The sequence below is a fragment of the Paenibacillus tarimensis genome, assembly GCF_021532315.1.
In the GTDB taxonomy this organism is placed as follows: Bacteria; Bacillota; Bacilli; order Paenibacillales; family Paenibacillaceae; genus Paenibacillus_I; species Paenibacillus_I tarimensis.
Genome location: NZ_JAKGAO010000012.1, coordinates 283,461 through 295,699 on the forward strand (window position 1 = coordinate 283,461; position 12,239 = coordinate 295,699).

General features: G+C 51.5%; 8 protein-coding genes. All 8 read right to left on the minus strand.

The annotated features are described in order from the left end of the window. Window positions 1-13: 13 nt before the first annotated feature. The 8 genes from cls to L1N82_RS14560 all read right to left on the minus strand — a co-directional run bounded on the left by cls (window position 14) and on the right by L1N82_RS14560 (window position 12,226). A complete protein-coding gene (gene cls, locus L1N82_RS14525; RefSeq protein ID WP_235288156.1) occupies window positions 14-1,438 on the minus strand; it encodes a cardiolipin synthase in 1,425 nt (474 codons plus the stop codon). Between the two features lie 54 nt (window positions 1,439-1,492). Beyond that, a complete protein-coding gene (locus tag L1N82_RS14530; protein WP_235288157.1) occupies window positions 1,493-2,383 on the minus strand; it encodes an ROK family protein in 891 nt (296 codons plus the stop codon). 185 nt (window positions 2,384-2,568) lie between these two features. Beyond that, a complete protein-coding gene (locus L1N82_RS14535) occupies window positions 2,569-4,941 on the minus strand; it encodes a glycoside hydrolase family 95 protein (protein ID WP_235288158.1) in 2,373 nt (790 codons plus the stop codon). A gap of 97 nt (window positions 4,942-5,038) precedes the next feature. After that, window positions 5,039-6,760, minus strand: coding sequence for an ABC transporter substrate-binding protein (locus L1N82_RS14540; protein ID WP_235288159.1), 1,722 nt, complete (start codon window positions 6,758-6,760; stop codon window positions 5,039-5,041). A 101-nt stretch (window positions 6,761-6,861) separates the two neighbouring features. Then, entirely contained in the window at window positions 6,862-7,770 is a 909-nt protein-coding gene (locus L1N82_RS14545) for a carbohydrate ABC transporter permease (protein ID WP_235288160.1), read from the minus strand. A 12-nt stretch (window positions 7,771-7,782) separates the two neighbouring features. Then, window positions 7,783-8,745 carry an ABC transporter permease gene (locus tag L1N82_RS14550; protein ID WP_235288161.1) on the minus strand — a complete coding sequence of 321 codons (963 nt, stop codon included), beginning with the start codon at window positions 8,743-8,745 and terminating at the stop codon, window positions 7,783-7,785. A gap of 219 nt (window positions 8,746-8,964) precedes the next feature. After that, window positions 8,965-10,503, minus strand: coding sequence for a response regulator transcription factor (locus tag L1N82_RS14555; protein ID WP_235288162.1), 1,539 nt, complete (start codon window positions 10,501-10,503; stop codon window positions 8,965-8,967). Next, entirely contained in the window at window positions 10,478-12,226 is a 1,749-nt protein-coding gene (locus L1N82_RS14560) for a sensor histidine kinase (RefSeq protein ID WP_235288163.1), read from the minus strand. Before L1N82_RS14560 ends, L1N82_RS14555 begins: the two co-directional genes overlap by 26 nt. Window positions 12,227-12,239: the final 13 nt, after the last annotated feature.

Genomic DNA, 12,239 nt, shown 5'->3' on the forward strand with positions numbered 1-12,239 from the left:
AGCGTCTTGAGCTTTACAATATAGGCGACAGCAGTCTGGCGAACGACTCTTCAATACGGTGCAGGAGCGGGCGCTTCCGGTATGCTTCGAGCGTAAGTTCCCTGCAGTTTTCCTGATCCGCTTCAAATATCCGTTGGAGCCGGTGTGCGGCTGCTGTATCATAGATAAATGCATTGACCTCAAAGTTCAATTTGAAACTGCGGATATCCACATTCGCTGTACCAACCGAAGCCACTTTGCCATCAACAACAATGGTCTTGGCGTGAAGAAATCCCCGTTCGTACAGATAGCATTTGATTCCTGCCTCGAGCAGGTCGTGCAGGTATGAATAGGTGGCCCAGTAGACCATCTTGTGGTCCGGCTTGCTTGGAATCATAAAACGGATGTCAACACCCGCAAATGCAGCCATGCGCAAAGCCGTCAGCAGACTATCATCCGGTATAAAATAAGGCGTCTGAATATATATCGATTCTTTGGCCGCGAGAATCATCTTGATATAGCCGTTCTTGATCTGCTCAAGCTCTTCATCCGGGCCGCTGGCCACAATTTGGGCGCCGATCTTACCGTTGTATGAATGGTGAGGATAATACTTCTCATCCTCATAAAATGCCCGATAGGGCGCCGCCAGGTTCCAGTCCATCATAAATTGGGCCTGCATCTGCAGCACGGCGCTGCCCTGTAAGCGCAGGTGTGTATCCCGCCAGTATCCGAAGCGGGGAACCAGGCCCATGTATTCATCACCAATGTTGAGCCCGCCGATATATCCGTATCGTCCGTCAATAATGGCCAGCTTCCTGTGGTTGCGGTAATTCACCCGGAAATTGATATACCTGAGCTTTGACGGGAAGAAAGCGGCGACATGCCCGCCAGAAGCGATCAACTGATCAAAGAATCCCTTTGGCAGCGAGGAACAGCCAATATGATCATACAAGAACCTGACCTTGACCCCTTCACGCGCACGGCAGGCAAGTGCATCTACGATTTTCCTGCCGATCAGATCATTGCGGACAATAAAATACATGAGATGGATATGGTGCTCCGCTTTCCCGATATCCTCCAATAGCGCATCAAACTTGGATAACCCGTCGGGAAATATATCCAGATTGTTGTCCTGCGTATAGAACGCATTGCCGCTTGTCAGATTCATGAACATCATATCCTTGTAATAAGCCATTTGCGGATCGTGGAAATTTATCCGGCTTTCTCTGAAGCGTTCCCGCTGTGCTTCGATAAGCGCATGGAATCTTCCCCGTTTCTCTTCCTTCATCTTATACAGCTTGCGCCGGCTCAGATTCTGTCCCAATATCAGGTAGAGCACAAACCCGACACCAGGCAGGAATAGCAGCACCATAATCCACGCCCATGTGACGACGACATTCCGCCGCTCCAAAAAAACGATAACCGCTGCAAAGAACAGGTTGAGAACCGAAATGAACATGTAAAAATTATGATAGATGTTCGTAACCCCCTCTCCCCGCTGCCAGATTGCTCTCTAACGCCCCTTCGCTGCCTGCTTGTATGCTGCCAGCCCTAGCGCAAGAGCGCCGCTCAGTCCCGCGTTATCCCCAAGTCCTGGTGGAACAATATAATGATCAATTCCTTCTCTGATGAGAGGGTGGCTCACGTAGCCGTTAAGCAGGCTGGCGACTTCCTTCCTTATCATCGGAAACAGCTGCTGCTGATGCATGACGCCTCCGCCCAGAATAATCCTCTTCGGGGACAGCATCAGGATGGACGCAGCCACTGCCTGAGCGATATAGTAAGCCTCCATGGACCATGCCGGATGATCAGGCGCAAGCTCGCTCCCCTTAACCTTCCAGCGCTTCTCCAGCGCCGGGCCAGCAGCAACACCTTCCAGACAATCACCATGGTAGGGACAGAAGCCTTCATAGGTATCGTCAGGATGTCTGCGGACGAGCACGTGCCCGCCTTCTGGATGCACAAGGCCGTGAACCAGCCTGCCCTCCGCATATACGCCTACTCCGATCCCGGTTCCTATTGTGTAATAGACGCAGCTGTCCAAGCCTTGGGCAGCTCCCCAGACCGCCTCCCCATAGGCAGCCGCATTGACATCTGTATCCCAGCCGAACGGAACCGGGAATGCCCTCTTCATCTCGCCCAAAAAGTTATAACCGGACCAGCCGGGTTTTGGCGTTGTTGTCACAAAGCCGTAGGTTGGGCTCGCCGGATCGATATCAATCGGCCCGAATGTGCCAATCCCGACAGCTTCTATTTGCTTGTCCTTGAAATAACCGATAACATCAGCAAGGGTTTCTTCCGGCTTGCGGGTCGGAAAACTAACCCGTTCCTCTATAACACCGTGCTCATTTCCGTAACCGCATACAAATTTAGTGCCTCCCGCTTCTATTGCCCCAATCCGCATCCGAGTTAGCCCCCCGTAAATTTCACTGTTAGCCTGCTTCTCCAGAATTATAGCATAACCAGCACCAATAAACCCAGATTAACACTCCCAAAACCAGCACGCCAAAAAACCGTCCGAATGCACAGCCTGCATACCGGACGGTCTGTAATTTACCCTTTACTGTACCAGCTTTGGCAAGCTTTCCTTTACCCCGGCGTAACCGTGTAGCGGGAGCCCGGCTGCGTGTCGAAGCCGCCGTGCGAGAGCTGCATAGCAGTGCCGGCGGAATCCGTTATCAGGTAGTGCTCCGCATAATTCAGCGTACATCTGGCACCGGCAGCCGAGTGGATGACAGCCCGCTCCAGCCTACCTTCCCTCCAGGTAATGTCTACTGTAAAGCCGCCGCGCGCCCGTAGACCGGTTACCCTGCCTGCGCTCCATTGTGGCGGGAGAGCCGGAAGCAGATCAATACGGTCCAGATGACTCTGGAGCAGCAGCTCCGCCATCCCCGATGTTCCTCCGAAGTTCCCGTCAATTTGAAAAGGAGGATGCGCATCGAATAAGTTCGGGTAGGTTGACCTTGTGAGCAGGGTGGCAATGAAATGATGGGCCTGCTCGGCGTCACGAAGCCTTGCAAATAGATTAATCAGCCAAGCGCAGCTCCAGCCCGTATGGCCGCCACCATTCTGAAGCCGGCGTCTGAGCGTCGTACGGCTTGCTTCCAGCAGCTCTGGTGTGCCTGGGTGAATCTCACTGCCGGGGTACAAACCATAGAGATGGGAAACATGACGGTGTCCCGGCTCATGCTCTTCAAAATCCTCGAGCCATTCCTGAAGCTGTCCATGCTTTCCGATCTGCAGCTTGGGCAGGCGTCCCAGAGCGGTCGCGAGCTCCACACGCAGAGCCTCGTCGACGCCCAGCAGCCGGCTTGCCTCAATACAATTCGTGAACAATTCCCTGATCATACTGATATCCATAGTGGAACCGGCTGACACACTGCATGGCTGGCCATCCGGCGTTAGAAATACGTTCTCAGGAGATGTCGCCGGATTGGTGACCAGCACGCCATCTTCACCCTCGACCAGCCAGTCCAGGGCAAACAATGCGGCTCCCTTCATAACCGGATAGGCGCGGTCTCTAAGGAAACTAAGATTAAGGCTGTAAGCATAGTGCTCCCACAGATGCCGGGACAGCCACGCCCCGCCCAGCGGCCAGAATGCCCAGCTGGCACTGCCCGCAGAAGGGGTCGACATACGCCACAAGTCCACATTATGATGAGCGGTCCACCCTCTTGCCCCATAATGAACCAGAGCCGTTCTCCCCCCTGTCCGGCTGAGCTCATCAAGCAGGTCGAACAGCGGCTCATGGCATTCGCTCAGGTTGCAAACCTCAGCGGGCCAGTAGTTCATCTGCGTATTTATGTTAATGGTATAGTTGCTGTTCCAGGGCGGCTGGACATGCGGATTCCAGATCCCCTGAAGATTCGCCGGCTGTGTCCCCGGCCGGGAGCTGGCCATCAGCAAGTAGCGCCCATAATGAAAGTACAGCGCTTCAAGCGAGGGATCATCCCCATGCTCCTTATACGCCATCAAGCGGCGATCCGTAGGCCGGTCATCATAAGCGCTCCGCCCGCCTTCAAGCTCCAGCTCTACCCGGCCAAACAGCAGGCGGTGATCCTCCGCGTGACGCTCCTTCAACCGGTCAAAGCCTAACGACACCGCATTGCTGATCCATTGACGGCACAGCTCAGTATAAGCGCTTACTCCTGTCTCCGGCTGCCTGTCGATTCCCGCAAAGCTAGTTGCTGCTGTTACATATACGGTCAGCTGTTTGGCATCCCGCACCTCTATATGCTGCTGTTCGGTCACAGATATAACGCCGTCTGTATCGACACCCGCTATTACAGCATAACCCATGCCGAGCCCTTCTTCGTACAGGACTGACTGCGGATGGTCGTTCCGGTAGTTATCAGCGACATGGCTTGGTGCCTGACCCAAGAGCCGCAGACAACCTGATTCATCCGCTTCACATCGATGCTTAAGCGGCGAAGTGAGCGACAGACGTACATTCAACGCTCCGTCTTCTGCCATACAGCGCAGCGCGATCACCTGATCGGGTGCACTAGCCAGATATTCCCGCTTGATAACAGTCTGCCCCGCTTGATAACGTACGCGGGCAACGCCGTCATGAAGCTGAAGGTCCCGGTAATAGCCGATGATTTCCCCCTGTTCCTCCAGCTGGTCAATTATCAGATCACCTGCCGGCAGATAAGGCTCGGTATTTCGCGCAAGCATGTGAGCTTCTATTATTTCCTGTGCCTCGACGTAACGGCCGGCAAAGATTAGCTCCCGCACCTTAGCAAGATGCCTTCGCACCTCGTAATTAACCGTATCCCGCGGAAATCCGGCCCACAGTGTATCCTCGTTCAACTGAAGCCTTTCCTGGACTGTTCCACCGTAAATCATGGCACCCAGGCGGCCGTTGCCGATCGGCAACGCCTCCTCCCAAACTTCGGCTGGCTGCTCATACCATAGCCGCCAGTTCGTTTGACCCGCTTGTTCCAACCCCTGCTTATTCATGCCTGGTCCTCCTACAGCTGTCATTATTGAATCTATTTTGGAACCAAAACAGGGGAGAGCCCGATATGATATCGAGCCCTCCCATCTGTCTGATCTTTTACTTCGTAACTTGGCCGCTCCAGAGTTCAACCCTTGCTCTTACAAGCTCGGTATACTCTTCTTCCATCTTTTTTACGCCCGCCTTATCAAGCTCTGCAAGCATGGTATCGTATACTTTGTCAAAATCAGCGGGTTTCGCCAGTATAGCTTCCGGAATCCGCTTGCGGACAATGTCATTCGCTTTCTGCTGTGTTACAGGAATGACAGAGTCAGTCGGAACCGGAATGTTCCATGCAGCGCCCCATGGCTTAACTTCAAACTCATCCTCCTGCGGGAAGAGATCCTTCCAGTACGTAGCGCCATAGCCTGCCAGCACTTCCTTCTCAACATCGGAGTAAGCCTCCAAAACCTGCTCTGGATTGTTTGTTGTGTAGTAATTGCCTGTGGAATCCTTCACGCCATCACCATAACGAAGGGAAAGGTTATAGTTGCCGATACCGAATTCCTTCTTAAAGCGGTTGTTGTCATTGACTCGAATATCCTGTATTTCCGGCAGAAACACGCGTTTTCCATCAACATACTCATAGTGCTTGCCTTCAATACCCCAGTTAATGAGGATTTGGCCTTCTTCGGAAGCGAGCCAGTCAAGGAATTTGATAATACGAACAGGATCCTCAGCGGCAGTCGTGATACCTAATCCCCAGCCGCCGTTGAAGCCTGTTTGCTGGAAGTTAGCTGCCTTGTAGGTTTCATCAAGTGTGATCGGATAGTGTCCGTAAGTGCGCTCATGCTTACCAGCAGCCTTCAGCGTGGCTTCAGGCTCGTCAATTTCCCACTGCTGGTCTATCGTCGCCAGAACACGGCCGGAAGCGATCTTCGCTTTGTACTGGTCATACTTTTGAACGAAGCTTTCCTTGTCCAGAAGGCCGATATCGTTCATATGGTTCAGCCAACGGAAGTATTCGCGCTCTTCCGGACGCTTGTAGTGAAGGATGGCTTCATATGTTTCGGGATCGATGTAGAACTCGCCGTCATCCGGTGCGCCGGTTGCCCAGAACGCAGGGTTCGTCGTCGAGATCATAATCCGCCAGTCATCTGCCAAGAGGGACAGGCCGATCGTCGGTTGACCGTCAATGGTCGGATGCTTCTCCTTGTATGCCTTGATAGCGTTCTCATAATCCTTAAGCGTCCGCATCTTCGGGTAGCCAAGCTCTTTAACTACCTCATGTTGAAGATTGAATGGACCGCCTGCATCAAAATAATATTGGTCAATGGCTTCCAAGCTTGGAATAAAGTAAATCGACGGATCTTCATTGCTGTAGCGAAGTCGGTTGATCTGGTCGCCCAGCATAGCCTTGATATTAGGAGCATGCTCCTCAATCAGATCAGTCAAGTCAAGCAGTGCACCTGCGTCAATGAGGGCGCCGGACGTACCTTTAGGAGAGATCAGGTCCGGGTATTCGCCGGAAGCGGCAATCAGGTTGATTTTCTGTTCGGGATCGCCAACGGCAAATTCAGGCTTAAGAGTTATGCCCGTTTTCTCTGTAATGTACTTCCCGACGTCATCCTGCATGTTATTCCATGTCGTATTCGGATCCGGGAAAAACGCGGTCAGCGTCATCGGTTCTGTGCTAACTGCCCCCGTATTGTTCCCACCAGTGCTATTGCCCGTGTTATTGGCCGGGTCGTTGCTTGTGCCCGAATTGCTGCAGCCTATTACGGAGGCAAGCAGCGAAGCGATAACTAGCGATCCGGCCGCTTTGGAGAATTTCTTCTTCATTGTGTATTTCCTCCCCTTTTATCTTGCAGTGTATTATTGTAAGAACAGGTTGCCCCGTAACTACCAGTGTGACTATTGCCTCTGCAGCACGCTCGGCTTTACTAGCTCTTCACCGCGCCAAGCGTCATACCCTGCACGAAGTAACGCTGCAGGAACGGATATACGAGCAGAATAGGTACAATTGTAACAATTGTGATGGCCATTTTGACCGAGTCCGGCGAGACGTTGCGCATCTGCTCCAGGATATTGCTGCCTCTCGCCTGATCTGCACCTGATGTCGTGCTCTGCAGGATCTTCATCAGCTCGAACTGCAGGGTCGTCATACTTGGGTTGGAGCCGTTGTACAGATAGGTATCGAACCATGCGTTCCACTGGCCGACCGCCACGAACAGCGCAATCGTCGCCAGAACCGGCTTACAGAGCGGAAGAATAACTCTCCAGAAGATCGTGAAGTCATTAGCCCCGTCAAGCTTTGCCGATTCCTGAAGCGCATAGGGCAGATTATCCATGAACGAGCGGATCATGAAAATATAGAATGCATTGACCATACCCGGCAGGACATATACCCAGAACGAATTCATCAGGCCCAGGTTCTTCATAAGCAGGAAGCCCGGAATCAGACCGCCCGATACATACAGTGTCAGCACCAGAAACACCGAGATGAATTTGCGGCCCTGAAAATCACGCCTGCTCAGCGTATAGGCCACCATCGAGCAAGCTGTCAAGCTAAGAATCGTGCCGACGATTGTCCGGAGTACAGAAATCTGAAATGCTGTAACGAGCGTTCCGTATGAGAAAATAACCTTGTAATTCTCAAGCGTGAACTCGCGCGGCCATATCGTGATGCCGCCGCGGACCGTATCGGCTGAATCGTTGAAGGAAACAGCCAGTACGTTCAGGAACGGGTACAGCGTGGCGATCAGCACAAGCGTCATGAAGATGACGTTGCCGATATCAAATACACGGTCACCCAGTGTCTGTCTGCCATATGATGCGGATAGCTTTGCCATTTGTGCTCCCCCCTACATTACGCTTTCTTTGCTGTAGCGCTTAAATATGCCATTGGCCGTGAACAGCAGGATAATACTGACGAACGAGTTGAATATCCCGACTGCCGTACCAAATGAGAACCGGTTAAGCCCAATACCATAATTAAGGGCATAGAGGTCAAGCACTTCAGCATAGTCTACGACGAGCGGGTTGCCGAGAAGCATCTGCTTCTCAAAACCGATGGAAATCAGATTGCCGATCGACAGAATCAAGAGGACAATGATAACACTGCGGATGCCCGGGAGCGTAATATGCCAAATCTGTCTCCAGCGCCCTGCGCCGTCCACCTTGGCTGCTTCGAACTGCTCGGGGTCAATGCCCGTTATGGCCGCAAGGAAGATAATCGAGTTCCAGCCCATCTCTTTCCAGAGGTCGGAGACGGTAACAATACCCCAGAACCACGTTTCCTTCGCCATGAACTGAATCGGAGTATCAATAACTCCAAGCCACAGCAGCAAATCATTAATGCCTCCGCTTTCCGTCGAGAGCATCTTATATACGATACCTGCTACGACAACCCAGGATACAAAGTGAGGCAGGTACGATATGGTCTGCAGCGACCGTTTGAAGAACCGTCCCTTCAATTCATTAATCAAAACCGCAAACAGAATCGGTACCGTGAAACCTACCAGGAGGCCTAGGAAGCTCATGGCCAGAGTATTGCGAAGCACCAGGTAAAATCGTTCATCGGCCAGAAGCTCCTGGAAATACTTGAAGCCTACCCACTCCTGCTCGAAGAACGTTTTGGCCGGTTTGTACTTCTGAAATGCCATCGTCCATCCCCAGATCGGAATGTAATTGAATACAAAAACCCAGATGACAAATGGCAGTGACATGAGGTACAAGTATCGCTGCTGAACTGCTGTTTTCCAGAACCGCCTCGACTTTATCTTTTTAACATCGACCGGTTTGGATGGTTGTGTAATCGTTTCCATGTTGCTCCCTCCTAAACTGCTATAGCTCTATGTTAGAGCATTTTACCGATCCCTAGTACCATGTAGATTTGCACAAAAATCATATACAAATTGCATGCGCTTTCATTTATGTTTTCATGATTGTACCAGGGGGGATTCAGGAGGCCTGGCTTCATACGCCGATGACAAAACAGGGCATCTCTTCCAGGATCATAACCTGCGAGATACCCTGCAATCATATTATTTCTTCTTATATGCCGACGGTGAAAGGCCTACGTATTTTTTGAATTTGCTGTGAAAATAGTCTACATTCGTATAGCCTACACGTTCGGCTACCGCATACACCTTCAAGCCCTGATCCAGCAGCTCCTTGGCTTTTTCAATCCTCACTTTATCCAGATACGTGTTGAAATATTCGCCGGTGAAATTCTTGAACAGCTTACCGAGATAAGCACTGTTATAGTTAAACACCTCAGCGAGCTGCTCAAGCTTAAGATTCTCACCGTAATTACGCTGGATTAAATCGGTCATTTTCTTGACAAGCTGGTCGGAATCGGCGCTCCCGAGTTTATCCGCAAGCGGCTCTAACCGCTCCAGAACCACTTCCTGCAGCAGCCTCAGGGTCGGCTGCTTATATAGGTTAATGATCCAGGCAATCGCCTCCTGCACATCCGGCCGCAGCTCCGGATAACTCTGGGCAACCTTAGTGAGCGTTGTAGTGACCATCTGGGCATACGTACCCTTGATATCCTCCTCATTAAGCCCCGCTCTGATCATCGTATCCCCGGCTTGCTCCAGCACATTAGCCATACTCTGCTTATTCCCGATATCTAGGGCATAATAGAGGTTTTCAGAGAAAACGGCCGGCTGAAATCCCTTCTCTTCCGAGCTACCTTCCTTGTCCTCAGCTCTGATGTACCTGCTCTGATAGATGATCCGGCCTTCCTGTTCAAAAAATCTTCTCCCCATCCGCCGGCTGGCCTGCTCATACGATTGTTTGATCTGTTCCAAAGCTTGTACTGGATCGCCCAAAGAGAGGGTAAGACGGATATCATAACGGACCAAGGCTTCCGCTATGGAGGAATACAGACGGCCAAGCGCGGCTTCTGATTCGCAGGCTTCACGGAGCAGCAAAATCAATGTTCCTTCTACCAAAGTAGCGATTCCCCAGCCCTGCCGTTCATTAGCAGCGGTGAACTGCCGCTTCGCTTCTGCGGTTTGATCTCTGCCATTCTGATCCGGTTCAATTAATACCATTAGAACCTGATATGAATCCGCCTGTAAATCCAGCTCGGCTGCAAGCGACTGCACAACAACCTGATCAGGCATATCCCCGCTGAAAAGCGCTTGCAGCAGCCGATTGCGCTTATCCTCCTCATTATGCTGACCGGCAGAAACGGCTTGCTTATCCAGTTCCGCCTTTACCTTGCCTACATACTCCAGCAGCTCATCTTCGTCGACCGGCTTCAAAATATATCCATCCACTCGGCTCGTGATCGCTTTTTTGGCATAGTCAAAATCGGCATAGCCGCTCAATATGATGAAATGCATCTGCTCATCCTGCTCACGAATCAGCTCAATGAGCTTCAGCCCATTCATCTCAGGCATACGGATGTCGACCAGCATCAGATGCGGATGAAGCTCCTGATATTTCAGATAGGCGTCATTTCCGTCAGCAGCCGTTCCCACGATTTCAAATCCTTGTTCTTCCCAGTCCACTATCGAGGTAAGACCCTCGCGGATTAATTTCTCATCATCTGCTATTAATACTTTGTACATGGTCAACCTCCGTCGGAATGGCAAAATGAATGCTCGTACCCTGGTCAGGCGTACTCGTGATCTCCAGTCCATATTGCGCGCCATAGGTGAGCTTCAGCCTCTGCTGCACGTTAGTAAGGCCGATCCGGTCACCGTCCTGATCCTCCAGGAATTGTTGTATCCGCTTCATCTTTTCCGGCGCAATGCCTGCCCCGTTGTCCGTTACCGTAATATGGATATGGCCCTGATGCATCCGCGCCTTGACAGATACCTTGCCCCCTCTGCTTGTCCGCTCAAGACCGTGAATTACAGCATTTTCGACGAGCGGCTGAATGATAAGCGGGGGCAGATGGGCATGCTCGGTTTCCGGGTCTATATCCAGCTCATAGTCAAGCCGTTCATCATGACGGAATTTTTGAATTTCCAGATAACAGCGGCTGATTTCAATCTCATCCTTCAGCATAATGGACTTGCCGGTTATCTCCAGGTTCTTCCGCATCAGCTTGCCGAGAAGCTTGACCGTCTGCGCGATCTCCTTCTCCCCGTTAAGATGAGCCTTCATCCTGATGGATTCCAGAGCGTTATAGAGAAAATGCGGATTAATTTGATTAGCCAGCATTTTCAGCTTGATTTCATTCTGCTTGAGCTCCAGCTGGTTCTTCTGTTCATGGGAATGCTGGACTTCTTCCATCAGATCCTTGACATTGGTCACCATCTGGTTGAATTGTCTGGACAGCAGTCCGATTTCATCATTGCCATCTACCTTGACCACCGTGTTCAAGTTACCCTTGGACACCTTGCTGATCTGCTTGTTCAGCGTAAGCAGCCGGTTCGCAAGTATGGTACAGATGACATAAATGAGCCCAAGCGCAATCATAAAGCTGATGGCGATGATCGTCATCCCGAACCTGCTGATCCGGTTGGCTTCCGAGACAATGCTTTCGATAGAGAAGATTGACACGAACTTCAGGGAATTGAAGCTTGTCTCCGGCCTGAACTCTTCGACGAATACCTTGGAGGCTTTACCCCCAACAGAAATCTCGTGAGCGCCTACCCCCGCCATGGCGACCTCATGACCAAGATGCGTTTCGGACAGCTTCTTGCCGATAACCGAGGAAACATTGGATGCCACAATCACATCATTATGATCCATAATGTAGGTTTCAAACGGTTCCTGGTTAAGAGAAGCATTCAGGTAGTTCGTATTAATGTCGATAACAAGAGCGCCTGCACTCATATACTCCGGGAATTGCACCCTTCTGACCATGCTTAGCCTGCTGTTCCAGCTGCGGGCCTCATCCTCAAAGTAAAACCAGCCGATGGTCCCTCTGTTCTGCATGGCAGCCTGATGCCAGAAGGAGCCCCGGGTTGCTTCGTCGAGCGGAATCAGCTCCCAGTTGTTGATCAGGGTAGGATTGTCCACGTACATCTTAATACGCGATACCTCGGAATTGAAGTCCAGATAATTGCGGATCGTATCATAATCGCTGTATGCCTGAAACACTTCCATCGTATCCGTATAACGCCTGTTGGCGATATCCTCAAGACGGGAGTCGAGCGACAGCCGGCTGGACAGGTCAATAGCAACACTGAGCACCTCAGCCGTACGCTGCTTGACGCGCAGAACATTATTCTCCGTCTGCTCGATCGCGTTGTCGAGTGCCAGCTGCCGGTACTGCTCGACGAGGAAGAGACCGACAATAATGAGTGGAATGACGATAACAAAAACATAGGATAGGATCATTTTGTTTCGGAGC